At 43.9% G+C, this 16,066-nt stretch carries 11 protein-coding genes; 5 read left to right on the top strand and 6 right to left on the bottom strand.

Annotated elements, in window-relative coordinates; translation table 11 throughout:
- The first annotated feature begins 99 nt into the window (after positions 1 to 99).
- The 3 genes from AAA943_RS01000 (at position 100) to galE (ending at position 7,478) form a co-directional block, all read left to right on the top strand.
- Positions 100 to 3,243, top strand: coding sequence for a PKD domain-containing protein (locus AAA943_RS01000; RefSeq protein ID WP_338222376.1), 3,144 nt, complete (start codon positions 100 to 102; stop codon positions 3,241 to 3,243).
- Positions 3,244 to 3,264: 21 nt separating this feature from the next.
- Positions 3,265 to 6,405 (top strand): PKD domain-containing protein, encoded by a 3,141-nt coding sequence (locus tag AAA943_RS00995; protein WP_338222375.1) that lies wholly within the window; start codon positions 3,265 to 3,267, stop codon positions 6,403 to 6,405.
- A gap of 62 nt (positions 6,406 to 6,467) precedes the next feature.
- Positions 6,468 to 7,478 carry a UDP-glucose 4-epimerase GalE gene (galE, locus tag AAA943_RS00990; protein WP_338222374.1) on the top strand — a complete coding sequence of 337 codons (1,011 nt, stop codon included), beginning with the start codon at positions 6,468 to 6,470 and terminating at the stop codon, positions 7,476 to 7,478.
- A gap of 141 nt (positions 7,479 to 7,619) precedes the next feature.
- Here galE and AAA943_RS00985 read toward each other — a convergent pair whose 3' ends face one another.
- The 6 genes from AAA943_RS00985 to ggt form a co-directional block, all read right to left on the bottom strand.
- A complete protein-coding gene (locus AAA943_RS00985) occupies positions 7,620 to 8,261 on the bottom strand; it encodes a hypothetical protein (RefSeq protein WP_338222373.1) in 642 nt (213 codons plus the stop codon).
- A 47-nt stretch (positions 8,262 to 8,308) separates the two neighbouring features.
- Entirely contained in the window at positions 8,309 to 8,935 is a 627-nt protein-coding gene (locus AAA943_RS00980; RefSeq protein WP_338222372.1) for a hypothetical protein, read from the bottom strand.
- A gap of 492 nt (positions 8,936 to 9,427) precedes the next feature.
- Positions 9,428 to 9,829 (bottom strand): type II toxin-antitoxin system VapC family toxin, encoded by a 402-nt coding sequence (locus AAA943_RS00975; RefSeq protein WP_338222371.1) that lies wholly within the window; start codon positions 9,827 to 9,829, stop codon positions 9,428 to 9,430.
- Positions 9,811 to 10,086: a hypothetical protein gene (locus AAA943_RS00970; protein ID WP_338222370.1), complete on the bottom strand. Its 276-nt coding sequence runs from the start codon at positions 10,084 to 10,086 to the stop codon at positions 9,811 to 9,813. The genes AAA943_RS00975 and AAA943_RS00970 overlap by 19 nt, the downstream gene beginning before the upstream one ends.
- Positions 10,087 to 10,090: 4 nt before the next feature.
- The gene (locus tag AAA943_RS00965; RefSeq protein ID WP_338222369.1) at positions 10,091 to 12,001 is read right to left on the bottom strand and encodes a DUF4209 domain-containing protein; all 1,911 of its coding nucleotides are present in this window, start codon (positions 11,999 to 12,001) and stop codon (positions 10,091 to 10,093) included.
- 232 nt (positions 12,002 to 12,233) lie between these two features.
- Complete coding sequence (gene ggt / locus AAA943_RS00960) at positions 12,234 to 13,937, bottom strand: gamma-glutamyltransferase (RefSeq protein ID WP_338222688.1); 1,704 nt, start codon at positions 13,935 to 13,937, stop codon at positions 12,234 to 12,236.
- 575 nt (positions 13,938 to 14,512) lie between these two features.
- Here ggt and AAA943_RS00955 point away from each other — a divergent pair.
- A complete protein-coding gene (locus tag AAA943_RS00955; RefSeq protein WP_338222368.1) occupies positions 14,513 to 15,625 on the top strand; it encodes a hypothetical protein in 1,113 nt (370 codons plus the stop codon).
- A 57-nt stretch (positions 15,626 to 15,682) separates the two neighbouring features.
- Positions 15,683 to 16,033, top strand: a complete 351-nt coding sequence (locus AAA943_RS00950; protein ID WP_338222367.1) for a hypothetical protein — start codon at positions 15,683 to 15,685, stop codon at positions 16,031 to 16,033.
- Positions 16,034 to 16,066 lie beyond the last annotated feature (33 nt).

Here is a 16,066-nt window from a genome sequence, read left to right as displayed (position 1 = left end):
AATTAGTTTAAGGCAGCCATTCTCAAGAAGATCAAACTTTTTTAGCCAAAATTTTCGCCACTTTACTATCTTGAATTTCCTTTAGAGGCCCTTTAAGATATGCAGGTAAAGTTTTTGAGGTTGGTTTTGATCTTTGTGTTGTTCTGCTTTGGTTTTTCAGCATTTGGCCAACTTTCCACCGTAGGCAAGGAGTTTTGGGTAGGCTTTATGGATAACAACCGGGTGCTAGGTGGCGGTCCAAATAATCCCGGAGCTCCAGATTTTGCTGTATTGATCATCACTGCAAATGAGGATGCGACAGGATTTATAGAATATTTGAATGTATCCGTTCCCTTTTCCATCAATTCCGGCCAGCAGTTTTCGATAAGGGTTCCTTCAGAAGATTTAGACCTTTTGCACCGATCCTCAGGAGTGATTGAACGAAAGGGGATCTATATTTCTTCCACAGGAAAAGTAGCTGTGCATGCCTACAATGAGCGCTTTCGAAGTGCGGATGGTACTGTGGTCCTGCCTGTCGGGGCTTTGGGAAAAGATTATTACATCACCTCCCATTACGAGACCATGACTACCCCGGTCAATTACAATGCAAACCTCAATGACGAAAGTACCTTGCTCGTGGTAGCTACGGAAGACAATACTACGGTTGAAATAACCACTTCCGTGGGCACTTTGAGTGGAAACCCGGCCCGAACACCCTTTACAATCAATCTCAATCGGGGGCAGAGCTATCAGCTCAAAGCTAAAGCTGATTTGACCGGCTCGAGAGTTCGAGTGGTGGGAGACAATGCGGATGAATGTAAGAAAATCGCTGTTTTCGGTGGGAATAAATGGACCTCAGTTGGGAATTGTGGAGAGGCAAATGATCACCTTTTTCAGCAAGCTTATCCGGTCAATACCTGGGGTACTTCTTTTGCGCATGTGGCTTTGAATGGTCGGACTTCCGGGGAATTGGTCAAGGTTTTGGCCTCGGAGGATAATACGGAAGTATTCGTTAACGGAGCCTCCCGTGGAAGTATCAATCGGGGAGAATTTCTTTCTCTTGAGTTTGGCATCAATGAGTCAGGGAAAATCGATACATCCAAACCCGCCTCAGTTACTGTTTTTTCCAAAAGTATGGCCTGCAATCAGCCCAATGCCCCCGGCCAGCTTTCCGGGGATCCATTCATGATCACCTATAGCCCTGCCGAGCAGTTTCTTACACAATTGACTTTCAACTCACTTAATCTTCCATCCATTACAAGTCATTATGTCAATATTGTAGTCAAGACCGGCGAGCAAAACAGAACACTTTTGGATGGGCAAAATATTGGTGGGCGTTTTTTCCCGCTTCCCGGTGATCCTGATTTACAATACGCCCGAGTCAACATCACTCAAGGAGTGCACCGATTGAATAATCCCTCAGGATTTAATGCCTTTGTTTATGGATTTGGGGAATTGGAATCTTATGGGTATGCCGCAGGTGCTGCATTGGACAATCTCAATTTTCAGACAGAGACGGAGTATGGATTTGATGTCGTGGGAGAAAAAGTGGCTTGCCTCAACGTGGAGGGAGTTTGGGATATCAATCCTGACAATCCTGATTTCAGCTATTTTGTCTGGGATTTTGGAGACGGATCAGATCCGGAGGTGGGTAAGCAGGTGCCACATACTTTTTCCCAGCCGGGAGTTTACGAAGTGACGGTTACCGCTGCTTTGAGCCCTAATTCCTGTGACGAGCAGGAAGAGGTGGTGTTTGAAGTGGAGGTTTTTGAAACCAAGGCTGAAATTTTGGGTGAGCAATCGGTCTGTCCTGAGGTGGAAGAGGTGATGTACCGTATCCAGGGAAAAGAGAATGTAGCCCGGGGTATTTTTGAAATAGAGGGAGGAGAAATTCTGCAGGATTATGGGGATTCAGTTTTGGTCAAATGGGGGAGTGCCAATGATGCTGCACGAATTCGGTTGATTCCCTTCTCTCCCAATGGTTGTCCCGGTGAATCGATTGAATGGCCGGTAGTCATCAATCAGCGAATTGAAGTGACAGAGGCCGAAGGGGCTGAGGAGATTTGCTTTGACCCAAGTATTCCTTATTTCTACGAGGCTCCAAACTCAAGTAGTTCCAGAGGCTATGAATGGACAGTCACAGGAGGTCAAGTCGTCTCTGGACAAGGTACTTCTCGTGTGGAAGTGATTTGGGATCAACCGGGGATCGAGGGCGAAATCGAGTACGTAGCTTTCAGCTTGATCGATAATTCCTGTGAGGGAAAAGCTCCTGTTCATCGGGTGAGTATAGCTCCTGAGTTTACCACAAGGATTCAAAATGTACAGAATGTAGGTTGTAATGGTGATAGCTCCGGTTCTATCCGTCTGGAAATATCAGGCGGGACGGGAAGCTATACCTATTCATGGTCACATGATTCTGGCCTGAATTCTCCCAATGCCAATCAGCTTTTGGCCGGAGTTTATACTGTTGAGATTAGAGATGAGAGGGGTTGCCTCAGAACGGTGGAGGGTATTGAAATAGTAGAACCCGAAGCCCTGAGCTTAGTATCTGTTTCCCCTGTAGCGACTTCCTGCTTTGGAAAAGCGGATGGTGAGCTGGAATTGGAGATAGCAGGAGGTGTGGCTCCATATACAGTAGATTTTAATGGACAAAATGTGTTTTCCGGTCGGTTAAAATTGGATCAGTTGCCCCAAGGAACATATCAGTGGGAAGTGATCGATGCCAATGGATGCAGCATTCCAGTCAGTTTTGACATTGATTCGCCTCCAGCTTTGCAAGTGGATGTACGATTGGAAAGGCCTGCCTGTCCCGGAGGGTCTGAAGGGGCTCTTTTGGCTTTGCCTTCAGGAGGAAACGGTCCTTTTGTATTTCAATGGAATACGCTTGCCAGATCAGGTTCCTTGGTCGATGGGTTGAGTGCAGGCAGCTATGATTTGGAAGTGACTGATACCAATGGATGCGTAAGTCTGGGTCGGGGAGTTGTTTCAGAGGCCGCACCTCAAGTACGGATGCCAACCGGATTTGACCCGAGACAGACCCCTGGGCTTTATGAGGGAGTTTCAAACTGTGAGACAGATTTTCAGTTGTTTATCTACAATCGCTGGGGACAATTGATCTATTTTGGAAACACAGGCTGGGACGGAACTTATCAGGGCGAAGAAGTGCCCACGGGCACATATACCTATCGGGCTATTTATTCCTTTTCACTTGAAGGAACTCCTCAAAACAAGGAGTTGCAGGGGTCGTTTTTTCTGGTTAGATAGAAGCTGTAAAAGTGGAGGGAGATGAGAAAGGAACAGAAAATAAGTGGCCTTGGAGGATTACTGGTCTTGCTGTTGGTGCTTTTGCCTTCCCTTTGTTTTTCCCAAGTAAATACCCTTGGAAAAGAATTTTTTGTGGGTTTTTTGGAAAATGGACGGCCTCTCGACTCAGTCAACACCGCTCCTGAAAAAGCGCTGATTATCCTTACTGCCAATGAACGGGCTATTGGTACCATCACCACACCCCGTCAAAGCATTCCCTTTGAAATCGAAAAAGGGCAGCAGTTTGTCCGGGAGTTTGATGCCAATTCGGAAGGACTGCTTCTTTCGGCTTCCGGAAGGGTGGAAAAGCGATTTGTCCATATCGTATCTTCCGGGGAAATCGCCGTTCACGCCTTAAATGGCCGCTCCTACAGCACGGATGGTACGGTGGTGCTTCCCAAAGAATCCCTTGGACTGGACTATCTGGTCATGTCCCATCACGAAAGGGCACTGATTACCGGTTCCTCGCTCAATCATACCACCTTGGAGAGTTCCCTTTTGGTCTTGGGAACAGAGGACAATACCGAAGTGGAAATCATCCCCTCAGCCCGCACCCAAACCGGAATTCCGATCAATTATTCTTTGAAAATCACGCTCAATCAAGGCGATGCCTATCAAATCAAAGCCGATGCAGATTTGACGGGTACCATTGTTCGGGTACTCAATGACAACGACACCAATTGCAAGAAGGTAGCTGTTTTCGGGGGTAACCGAATGTCCAGTTCGGGAATTTGCGGGACCACAGGGGATCATCTTTTTCATCAGGCTTATCCTACCAATACTTGGGGAAAGTCCTTTGTCCATATCCCATTGAAAGACAGGACCTCGGGGGAATTTGTCAAAATCTTGGCCTTGGAAGACAATACCGAAGTCTATGTCAACGGAAAACTGGAAACCCGTCTCAATGCCAGAAAATATACCCAACTGGAGTTTGACAAGACGCAAGTGGTCCATATCGAGACTTCCAAACCCACCTCCATGGCGGTGCTTTCCAAAAGCGGTTTTTGCAATGAATTTTTTGTGGCCTCTCTTGGCGACCCCACACTTTTTGCCTATTCGCCTACCAATCAGATGATCCGGGAAGCGCCTTTTTCCACAGGAAAGCTTTATGGGCGGTTCAATATTTCACTCAAGCATTATATCAATGTGCTGGTAAACAAGGGCTCAGCATCCAAGACCAGGTTGGATGGGCAAAATATTGGGAGCCTGTTTCGACCTGTACCCGGAGCGGATTTTGACTATCTGCAGCTGGAAGTAAGTGAGGGGCCGCATATCCTGAGTAACCCGGAAGGGTTTATTGGCTATGTCTATGGTTCGGGTCAGGTCGAATCTTACGGATATCCAATCGGTTTGGGAATGGAAAGTATCCAGTTTGAGACGGAGACTAACTATGCTTTTGAAGTGGAGGGAGATCGGGTAGGTTGTCTGAATCAGGAGGGAACTTGGAAGATTCTGCCTGAGAATCCCATTTTCACCGAATTCGAGTGGAATTTCGGAGATAGCTCATCCCTGAAGCAAGGGCAGGAAGTCAGCCATACCTTCACCCAACCGGGCAACTACCTGGTGGAGGTATTTGCCACTTCAGGTTCGGGTGATTGCGATGAGCAGGAAACTTTCCGCTTTGAGGTCGAAGTGAAGGACATCTCTGCCCAAATCTCCGGGCCGGAGTCAGTTTGTCCTCTTTTGGACGAACAGGTTTATGTTTTGACCGATACGTTAAATGTCCATCGGGTAGTCTGGGAAATAGCAGGAGGGGAGATTTTGGAAGAGTCCCTCACCTCTGTAAAAGTCAAATGGGGAGCTCCTTCCAATTCTGCCTTTATCAAAGCAATTCCATTTACCGATCAGGGCTGTCCTGGAGAAGTTCAACAGCTGGACGTGGAGATCACAGAGGCGATCGAGCCTTCCTTGCCTAAAGGCGACTCGGGACTCTGTGGGGGAGAGACGGAGTTGATTTATGAGGTTCCTTTTCCAAATGATAATAGAATCTACACCTGGACCCTCAGCGGAGGAATATTGACCTCGGGTCAGGGGACTTCACAGGTGAGCGTGGCTTGGGATCTAAGTGCCCCAACAAAGTCGATTTTTTATGAGGAGAAAAGTACGTCCAATTCCACCTGTTTCGGAGTTTCTGAAGTGCTTGATGTGGTGATTTATCCGGAATTTCGGCTAGAAGAACCAGAGATTTTGACTCCGGCGTGTCCGGGTGAATCCAACGGCAGGATTCAGATTAATCCTCAAGGAGGTTCTGGAGTGTATGATTTCGAATGGTCTCACAATCCTAAGCTGAATGCTTCTTTGGCTCAGGGACTTCCTAGCGGAACCTATGCCGTTTGGGTACGGGACCGAACAGGATGTGCCGAGGAGCTGATTACCATCACATTGGAAAATGCTAAGCCATTGGAGATTCAGGGTCAGCCTGAGGCGATTCCGGTTTCTTGTTTTGGAGGAAATGATGGGTCTATAGAAATCCGTTTGACAGGAGGCACGCCTCCTTATCAGGCCATCGGCTTGGAATCCATTTGGGATGGAAATGTCCTTCGGGTTTTGGGCTTGGAAGCTGGAGAAAATGAGCTTCTTATCGAAGACCAACGGGGATGTCAAATCCCGGTTTCCGTAGAAATCGAGTCTCCCGAGGAGCTAACTGTTTTGGCTTTGGTCAATAATCCGGGTTGTGAGGGGAGTTTGGATGGAGAATTGGAATTGCAGATCAGTGGTGGAACCGGTCCTTATGAAGTAATATGGGACAATGGACAGACAGGCAATAGACAGGTCGAGCTTCCATTTGGGGAGTTTGGCTATACTATTACGGACGCGCAGGGATGTGTGCTTACCGGAAAAGCCCAAGTCAATCAGGCTAAAGCACAGGTCAGAATGCCGACAGGTTTTGATCCGGAGCGTGAACGCTTCGGGCCGGTTTCAAACTGTAGCATTGACTATGATCTTTTTATTTGGGATAAATGGGGTGGATTGGTTTATCAGGGAAGAGAACCTTGGGATGGACTTTTGGATGGTACGGAGACGCCTCCAGGATCTTTCTCCTACTTGATCCGATTTAGCTATCAGTGGCAAGGAGAGCAGGTCACAGAGGAGAAAAAGGGAGTTTTTACCTTAATCCGATAACTTTTCTTCTTTGATTTGGGAGTATTTGGGATAGTTTTGCCAAGAATTCACTTTTACATCAGATGAAGAAAATTTTGATCACCGGAGGAGCCGGGTATATCGGTTCCCATACCGCAGTGGAGCTTTGGAGTGCGGGAATGGAGCCTGTAATTATCGATGATTTATCAAATACTCAGGAGAAAGTAATTGATCGACTGGAGGAGATTACGGGCAAGCGCTTCAGTTTTTATAAGGGAGACTGCAATTCCAGAGAATTATTGGATCAGATAGCGGCAGACCATCAAATTGAGGGGGTGATTCATTTTGCGGCTTTCAAAGCCGTGGGAGAAAGTACCCAAAAACCCCTGAAATATTACCGGAATAATGTCGGTTCACTTTTAGTGCTGTTGGATTGGATGAAAGACCACCGAATTCTTGACCTGGTCTTTTCCTCTTCCTGTACGGTCTATGGACAGCCGGAAGTGTTGCCGGTGACAGAAGCCACACCCCGTCAGGAGGCAGAAAGCCCCTATGGCAATACCAAGAAGATCTGTGAGGATATTTTGGTGGATTTTGTAAAAAGCAAGGCGGGTGTGCGGGTGATTTCCCTGCGCTATTTCAATCCCGTGGGGGCTCATCCTTCGGCTAAAATCGGAGAATTGCCCCTTGGAGTACCTCAAAATTTGGTTCCGTTTATCACCCAAACTGCCGCAGGAATTCGGGAAAAGCTGACTGTGTTTGGAAATGATTACGATACACCGGATGGCAGCTGCGTCAGAGATTATATCCACGTGATGGATTTGGCGGATGCCCATGTCAAGGCTTTAAGCTTTCTTGGAAAGCAGGAATTGGATTTTTACGAGGTTTTCAATGTGGGCTCGGGCAGGGGAAATACCGTGTTGGAGGTCATCCACGCCTTTGAAAAGGTATCCGGGCAGAAGCTCAACTACGTGATTGGTCCACGCAGACCAGGAGATGTCGTCAAAACCTGGGCTGACACCACCAAAATCAATCAGGTCCTGGGCTGGTATCCCCAATACTCCCTGGAAGACTCCATGCGGGACAGCTGGAACTGGCAGAAGAGTTTGGGGTAATTCTTTAGTCTCGGGCTAGTTCAATTCTTCAGGCTTGGACTATATTTTCTTTGCAGTTTTCAGACCTGTCTGCCGACAAAGGCAGGTCAGGAGACTTGAACCAAAGGTGGCAAGTTTATGCCTCGATCAATGGGAACCGACTTATTCCCGAATCCACAAACTGTCATTTTTCACAAAAGCAATCAATCCCAGACGCTTGGCTAAGTAGATTTCCTGAGGCTGGACATTCGGATTGGCTTGGCTGATCTTGAAAATGTCATTATAAACCATTCCTCCCAGTGTCAGGGAAGTGATGTTTTCATAGGTTAATTCTTCGAAATCCCATTTGGTATGACGGGTTCGGTTTCCAACCAAAGTGTCATTGACAATCCTCATTTGCACCGCAGTGGAATCAAACAAGACACTGATGGAAGGCTGCTCCTTGGAATTTTGATAGCCAATTGTGTTGAGTATTACCAAGGATCGGTCTTCAGTGGTATGGCTAGAAGTGTAGCTGGCAAAGCAATCCCTTACCTGACCATCCGGGAAAAGAGCAAAAATTGACCTTCTTTCATATTCCAAGGTGTAGGGCTCGGAGATGTTGTATTCCGAATTGAGCCTCAGGATCTTATCCCCGCTTCGAAAAGAATAAGATCTTCCTTCTGGAAAAAGGATCCAATTACTCTCCTGAATGCTGAAGTCAAAGGCCTCACAGTTTTTGACCACTAGTTTGTCTTTCTCTGAAATACATCCCGAGAAGGCCAGCAGAAAAATGGAAACAAGGACTTTGGAGTAAGGCCTCATGGATTTGAAGTTGATTGAAAGATAAGCCTGCTGGTTAAAATTAGAATTTATTCTATAATCCACAGACTGTCTCTCATGGTAAATGCCACCAATCCCAAGCGCTTAGCCAGGTAGATTTCCTGGGGCTGTGCAGAAGGATTGAATTGACTGATTTTGAATACGTTGTTGTATTGTTTTTCTCCGATCCGAAGGGTGGGAAAATTTTCATAAAGATAATCCTCAGAGTCTTCGACGGTAGGGTTAATTCTTTTGCCGACGAGTGTGTCATTGACAATCTCCATCCGAAAGCCCATTTGTAGAAAATATACTTCCATCAATCCCAATCCGGATGTTTTTCCATAGCCGACTTTATTGGAAAAACTGAAGGCATGGTCTTCTGCTCGATGGGTGGCCAGATAAACCCCTCCACACCTGCTTTGGCCTAATTGAACCTGTTCCGGATCGGACTCCACGGTGTAGGGTTCGGTAATGGTATAATTTGACTCAATTTTTCTGGTTTTTTGCCCACTGCGGACGGAATATTCAGGTCCGGGAGTGAGCAACATCCAATCACGGGCGGGGATGGAAAAATCAAAGCCCTCACAGGATTCATAAAAGAGTTCCTCTTCCTCAGGTTGGCAGGAAATCAAGCTCAGACTTACCAAACTTGCGAAAAAAAATGACCGGATTTTCATGGAGTGGAAGTTCGTGTAGGTTTTTAAACGAAAATAAGTTAGGGAATATTTAGGTGAAATTGAAAAATTTTGTTTTTCGTTTTCCTTTAGGTCATTTAATGGGTCAAGCCTGTCTGCTTTTGAAGACCGGCAAGTTGTTTGGGACCAAGGATTTAGAATGATTCAAGTCTCCTGACTTGGACTATTGATTAATTAAAAAAAACCAAGCCTTTCCGCCGAAAAAGGCAAATCAAGTATCTTGAATTCTGGGTTTTATTTTCAGCCCTGAAGGGCGGTTGTTCCTAGCCCCAAATTCAATTTAGGGCTAGGTCCAATCGGAATGCAGTGAAGAGCCCTGAAGAGGCGAACTTTACCCTCGGATTTAAAATCCGGAGATAGGACCTTCAAATTGCAAATATGGAGGAGCTTACACTCTTCTCAAACAAATACAATTATCCCAAATACTAGAAAAGGTTACCTGAAAAGAATTCATTTGAATTTAGGTGAGACGGGTCATGATTGAAAATCAGTCTTGGGATTAAGGTACCTTAATCCTAATGCTTCTACTCTCCGGAAGTCTTTATCATTGTCCCCAATTAGAGTTAAATCATTCGCAATCGCCGTAGCGGCAATCAGAGCATCTGGGATTTTGATTTTGAATCTTTTACGTATTTCGATTGTCGTCTTAATCACGGAATGATCAATCCCAAGAACTTCGGCGGCTGAAACAAAATCATTCAAAATATTAGCTTCTTGAGCATTTTGTTCCCAGACCAAGAGTTCGATTTGGGTAATGCAGGAAATAATACATTCCCGATCCAATATCCTATCAAGAAAATGAAGTGATTCAATTGGAAACGATTCGTTTAAAAATTTAATTGCAGCGCTGGTGTCGATCAAAAATCCCCTTTCCATTCACTTCTTAGCTCTTCTATTCTTCTATCTATTTGTTCCTCTGTCAGTTTTTTCATTTTCCCTCTAAGCGCGGACACCTTACTCTTTTGGTTGTGAGGCTTTAGAAACTCCATATTTAGGGAATTTGGCTTAACATACATTGTAGATTCATCAATCCTAATCACATTAGAATTAATATCAATAGCTAAACCAGTTGCAAACCAGGATTTTTTAACGTAAGGTGTAACTGGTTCATTGACGATTGCTTCTGCTTCCATGGTTTCAATCCCTCTTGATGAACTTATACTTTGTTAATTTAAGAATTATGCAAAGTAAAACTATAACAAAACCCAAACTATATTCATCCACATCCAATAAGCAATGTGCTACCTTATTGCGTAGATTGTATCCTGATTTTGATGTCATTACATATTTGATCAAGAATCGATCATCTTCATCGAAATTTGTCTTTTGATCTGGATTTCCTTCCGGCATGTGTGCTAAATCTGCCAATAGGTCGTCCAAAAGCTTTTCTATTGCAATTGAATCTTTAAACTTGAATGTTGGGATTCCAAGCCTTTCGACGAAGTATCGAATCAATCCTTCAATTTTCAAAGTCAAGCTGTCGATAACCGTTACTATATCCGGGTTGTAAGAATTATCTAATCGGTACCTTTCCAACTCAACAAAGAAATACTTGATCGGCGGTTTTAAAATATCAAGTGGCTTGATCTTCGCCGCCTGACCATAATAGTTTCTTTCTATTTCTTCGTTTAACCAAGTCGATTCCAGATGGCCCAGGATCGATTCGAAGCTTAATTTTTTTGCATGAAAAGCCTCCCAAAAAAACCTAACCAAGGTCTGGGTCCCAATTTGGAAGTTGAATCCATAGGTTGATAAAAAGTTGTGTTCGATTTTCTCCGCGTCTGAAGTAAACCGTTCAATAGTATTTCCAAACTTATCCAGTACAACAGTCGGTATAAGCGTCAGAAAAACACTCTTGTTTGCACTCTCCTCTGACATTTGGCGTGCCATTTCCAATGAAGGGTACCAGGGACACCTGATTAACAATCCTATGATCTCCTGTTCATTGGATATGGAGACAGATTCTTTGATCCTTCTCAAAAGGTCGCGGGTCGCTTCACTTTCAAGTTCCTGACTGAATTTGCCGAGCTTAAATTTCCCTCTTAGGTGTGCATATTTCCGTTGAAGTCTATCCAAGTCTGATTTGGACTTTACCTGCTTGAATAGCCGAATCGAATCCTCAACAAGGGACACAGCAGAGTTATTCCCTGCCTTTTCGGCTTCGTCAGCTAATTCCTCATAAAGGTTGGCTTTTTTTGCTATATAACTTTCTGTTGGTTTTTGCAACTTCTTTTGGAGACTAATACATAAGCTCAATACAGAAATAGATCCCCATTTATTGTGGTTTTTTAGGTGTTCGGCTGCTTCAAAGCATTTTTCGATCACCTTGTCAAAGTCGGATTCAGCTTTTTTAAACCAATTTATGTTTTGAACAATTATTCCAACCAGGTCTGAAACGACTCTCAATGTCCCCGGTTTTCTTATATCCCAATCATAAAGCCTGTTTAAAACGTAATTTAGTATTTGTTTTAATTCGCCTTCAAGCTTTGCTTCGATAGCAATTTTTAGAGCTTTTTCGACTGAATCGAAAAAATATAAAGTATAACCCTTTGGATTTTCCTGTGAATTAACCTTCTCAAAATATCTTTTGGCTAGATCAAATAAATTTTGATATAAATGGCTCTTAAAAGTTTTATGATTTGAAAAATCAGTCATTTTACCAAAATAAACTAGTAACCCATACTCGGCTTTGGCATATTGGTTCCTGCAATTTCTAAATCTTTCCTCGAAATAGTTGAATTCGTTAATGGAATAAGCAGCTACATTGGGCCAATAGAAAGGAATAACCTCTCCGTTTTCTAGTGTCTGTGTCCCACTGAATTGCCAGCTGAGGCCTGCAACTTTCCCATTCCCGGGTTCGTTTTTGTAATCAAATGATTTTTGAATAGAAAAAGCTTCTCTTTCAAGCTCAGAAAGCCCAGCATCTTTGCTTTTTTTAGAAGAAAGAAGGTTGGTTAGTTGTTTTAATCTGTCGCATATTTCTCCTTCGTTTGACTTATCAAAGTCAGACACATCCAGAGTATTATAAAATTCTTGGAGGCTATTCATACACAGTCAATATAAGTCATTTCTGATAGCTCTGAAAAGAAGTGATTTTTGGTTATACTTCAATAAATTTCTAGTCAAGTATAAAAACGATATTACCAAATGCTAACTACAATTCATAGTGCTCTCATTCAAACTTTCCAAGCTTTCATACAAAGTTGTAAATAACTTCCTCGAAGTTAGTAACCTTGAGTACCTATTTCAGGGTTTAAAATCCAGAGGAGCCTAAAGAAACTTAATACCCCGCTGCTTGCCCGTCCTTCCGGGATTCAGAGGCGCCGATGTAGACTTTGTTGATGGCATCGAAGAGGATAGCCTGATAGCCTCCATAGGGCCCTACACTAAACTCGACCCGATGGCCCATTTCCTCCAATTGGCGGATGACTTCGTAGGAAAACCCGCTTTCCAGATTCAGGGAACCTCCATTGGTCATTTTAGAACCAGTAGGTTCGGAACTTCCATTGTGTCGCATTCGTGGAGCATCTCCAGCCTCCTGCAGATTCATGCCGAAGTCAATCAGATTGACTACGATCTGAGTATGACCCTGAGGCTGTACCGAGCCGCCCATCAATCCAAAACTGATGTAAGGCTTACCGTCTTTCGTGACAAATGCGGGAATAATCGTATGAAATGGACGCTTGCCTTTGGCTAGTGAATTCCAATGATCGGGATCCTGGACATTGAACTGCTGACCGCGGTTTTGCAGCACAAAGCCCAATCCATCAGGGACCATGCCTGATCCAAACTCATCGTAAATGCTCTGAATAAAGGACACCATATTTCCATCCTTGTCCGCCACAGTGAGATAGGTGGTGTTTCCTTTTTCGATTTCTCCGGCAGGATAGGAGAGGGCAGCCTTGTTGAGATCAATCAATTTGCGACGCTCTGCAGCATATTCCTTGGAAATCAGGGTCTCCACCGGAATTTGATTGAATTCCGGATCGGCGTAGAATTTGGCCCGGTCCTCAAAAGCCAATTTTTTCGCTTCGGTCAGTACGTGTAGGTATTCTACACTTCCAAAACCCATGGATTTGATATCGAAACCTTCGAGAATATTCAGCATTTGTAGGACGGCGATGCCTTGTCCGTTGGGCGGGAGTTCCCACACATCATAGCCCCGGTAATTGGTATAGACTGGCTCCACCCATTCCGATCTATGCTTTTGCAGGTCTTCGTAACGGAGATAGCCTCCATTTTCTTTCATAAATCGGTCGATGGTTCGGGCGATTTCTCCCTCATAGAAAGCCGAGCGGCCTTCCTTTGCGATCAGGGAATAGGTTCTGCCCAAATCCGGATTTTTGAAGACTTCACCTTTCTTCGGTGTGGTTTGCCCATTGGGCATATAGGTCTGACGAAATCCGGGAATGTCCTTCATTTGGTCTACCATACCGCTCATCTGCCAAGCAATCACCTCGGTGACTGGAAAGCCGTTATTGGCGTAGTCAATAGCCGGTTGGAGGATTTCAGCCATGGGGAGTTTTCCGAATCTCCCGTGCATCTCAAACCAGCCATCTACACATCCTGGCACTGATACAGGGAGCGGACCCAACAAGGGCACATTTCTCAATCCTTTTTCTTTGAAAACGTCCATGGTCAGGAGTTCTGGTGCCCGACCGCTGCCGTTGAAACCATAGAGTTTTTGGGTTTTGGCATCCCAGATGATGGCAAAAACATCCCCACCAATTCCGCAACCGTTCGGTTCCACGAGTCCCAGCATGGCATTGGCAGCGATGGCTGCGTCCATGGCTGTTCCTCCTTTTTTCAGGATATCCAAGGCCACTTGGGTTGCCAAAGGCTGGGCAGTAGCAGCCATGCCATTTTGGGCAATGACCTCTGATCTTGTGGTGAAGGTTTTTCCGGTGACTCGGTCCTGGGAAAAGGACAGAAATGGAAGAAGGAGTCCGGTGAAGAGGAATAGAAGGGCGTTGCGATAGCTCATAGGAGATTGGATTCTTGGATGGATTGAAACTACTCCTTGGAGGATGTTTTTCATTTACCGAAAATGTAAAAAATCAGGAAAATCTGGAGCCTGTCTAATTAGTCCAAATCTGTAGGCTTGCCTGAACTCTTGGACGTTACCGAAAAAAAAGTGGTTTGAGGACCGGTTCAGGCTTTATGGAACTTGAACCGTGAACGAATATCCGCATCAGATAACGCTTGCCAAAGTCAAACATCCGTTATTGTGTATACCCGAACTATTTTTTCCCGTAGATCTTAATTTTGTTTTTTAAATAGAGCCATATAGAGGCTTTTGTAAACAATAAAAATAGATTAATACAACTATTTTCACCGAAATGAATAATTTTTAATTGTAGAAATTTCCACAATACAAATCATAATAATCAGATGATTTAAATTGGATATTTTAAAATTTTTCTAAATTTATTAATGTTCTGAGTAACTTAATTTTCGCGTAACTGATTAATTTTTAAATAAATACGATTATCTACTCTAGTTTGACACGGATAGCCGAAACCGCTAACAGTAGGCAATAAATTTTAATACAGCGCCAAAATGAAAACAATCAAACTTGGCAAACTTACCTTACCGGAGTTTGCAGCAGAAAAATCAATTGGAGTTCGTGGTGATGGTTCGCTAATGTATGCTAAGGAGGTTTTGTCAGGTAAAATTCCTCCAAAGTTCGGACTTGATCTTACCTCATTAGATAATAAGGTAAAGATGGCAATTCAGCGAATTAAGTTGGAACCTGACTTGAAAATAGGGGTGATCAATGCAGGTATTTACAACAAAGCCGAGATCATATCGCACATAGAAAGGCAGACCTCTTTTGGAAAGCAGATTGCTGACGCTGAGGTGAAGTATGCGGAATTCACGCTAAATCAAATGTTGGGTAAAGTTTCGGTAGCAACCAAACGCTTCGTAATGCCAAAAGCGGTAGCATTACCCGCAGTACCGACTGAATGGAAAATAATTCCAAAAAATAGGTGGGTTCTTTTTACAAATAAAGTTTTGTTCTCTGAAAATACGACCGACAATGTTACCCTAGAAGCAGCGAACTATAGGATAAACAACGTACATCCTGTCTTTGAAAGTCGGGGGTTTGAAGTAATTAAGTTAACAGGAGTAAATAACAACCGAACGAATTTTGCAGCAAGAGCCAAGGAATCCCGTGTGGTGTATATAAGTGGCATTGGGCACGGCAATTATGATAATTATACCGGCCATAGCAATTCGAGTTTGATGCGAGTTGGTTCGTATGATTCTGAAGAAGTTAACCATAGCTCTATTCACCTTTTGAGCTGCCGAACAGGAAGAGATTTGGGCCCAAATACAGTCACCAAAGGGGCAGTTTCCTATATGGGGTATAGCGAGAACTTCACATTTACTTGGTCAAACTCAACACTATTTTGGAAGGCTGATTCCCAATATGACATTAGTTTGGCCCTCGGCCGTACTGTTCAACAGGCAGTAGCCGATACCGTTGCCCAGTTTAATATAGGCATGGCATTGGTTCCCGGAACGACTACAGCTGCTTTGCTCATGCAAGACCGTGATTTAATGCGTTCTGCTATGTCCGGAAGTGCTTGGGGTAGCAAAACTGCCAAGATTCTTCCTTATCTGTTCTACAATATGTCATTTGCTGACTATGCGATGAGACGTTTTTAATGAATTAAATAGCAGTTGTTTTAGAATGAACAACTGCTATTTTTTAGCTTTAAATCTATGGAAAAGATAACCCTCCCGCCTATCGCTGCTGAGGCTAAACGAAAACCTCTAAGCTATAATCCACAATCAGGTGAATTTATCTATTACGACAAAGTCGCAAACGGTGAGCAAAGGATCTATCCAATTTCCCGATTGGAAAAGAGTGACCGAATCCTATTAGCAATTAAACGCTATCAATGCTCTGAAGAGGATTTGATGGTGTCGTCATTAAATGGAGAAACGTATTCAAAACAAGACATTGTTTCTCAGATAGAAAAACAAACTCCAGTTGGCCAGAGTTTTTTATTACTTGATCTGAACTATTTAGAATATTTTCTGAGCACTTTTCCTAAGAGTGTTTTTAGTTAAAAAAGGTGTTTGTATTAAAAAATAAACTAGTTA

It is taken from the genome of Algoriphagus confluentis (assembly GCF_036245625.1).
GTDB classification, from domain to species: Bacteria; Bacteroidota; Bacteroidia; order Cytophagales; family Cyclobacteriaceae; genus Algoriphagus; species Algoriphagus confluentis.
The sequence above is the reverse complement of the archived record's forward strand: the minus strand, read 5'-3'. Positions and strand labels throughout refer to the sequence as shown.

What these genes read in the sequence shown, in the direction of transcription:
- AAA943_RS01000 (WP_338222376.1), top strand. Translation starts at nt 100, where the DNA reads ATGCAGGTAAAGTTTTTGAGGTTGGTTTTGATCTTTGTGTTGTTCTGC.
- AAA943_RS00995 (WP_338222375.1), top strand. Translation starts at nt 3,265, where the DNA reads ATGAGAAAGGAACAGAAAATAAGTGGCCTTGGAGGATTACTGGTCTTG.
- galE (WP_338222374.1), top strand. Translation starts at nt 6,468, where the DNA reads ATGAAGAAAATTTTGATCACCGGAGGAGCCGGGTATATCGGTTCCCAT.
- AAA943_RS00985 (WP_338222373.1), bottom strand. Translation starts at nt 8,261, where the DNA reads ATGAGGCCTTACTCCAAAGTCCTTGTTTCCATTTTTCTGCTGGCCTTC.
- AAA943_RS00980 (WP_338222372.1), bottom strand. Translation starts at nt 8,935, where the DNA reads ATGAAAATCCGGTCATTTTTTTTCGCAAGTTTGGTAAGTCTGAGCTTG.
- AAA943_RS00975 (WP_338222371.1), bottom strand. Translation starts at nt 9,829, where the DNA reads ATGGAAAGGGGATTTTTGATCGACACCAGCGCTGCAATTAAATTTTTA.
- AAA943_RS00970 (WP_338222370.1), bottom strand. Translation starts at nt 10,086, where the DNA reads ATGGAAGCAGAAGCAATCGTCAATGAACCAGTTACACCTTACGTTAAA.
- AAA943_RS00965 (WP_338222369.1), bottom strand. Translation starts at nt 12,001, where the DNA reads ATGAATAGCCTCCAAGAATTTTATAATACTCTGGATGTGTCTGACTTT.
- ggt (WP_338222688.1), bottom strand. Translation starts at nt 13,937, where the DNA reads ATGAGCTATCGCAACGCCCTTCTATTCCTCTTCACCGGACTCCTTCTT.
- AAA943_RS00955 (WP_338222368.1), top strand. Translation starts at nt 14,513, where the DNA reads ATGAAAACAATCAAACTTGGCAAACTTACCTTACCGGAGTTTGCAGCA.
- AAA943_RS00950 (WP_338222367.1), top strand. Translation starts at nt 15,683, where the DNA reads ATGGAAAAGATAACCCTCCCGCCTATCGCTGCTGAGGCTAAACGAAAA.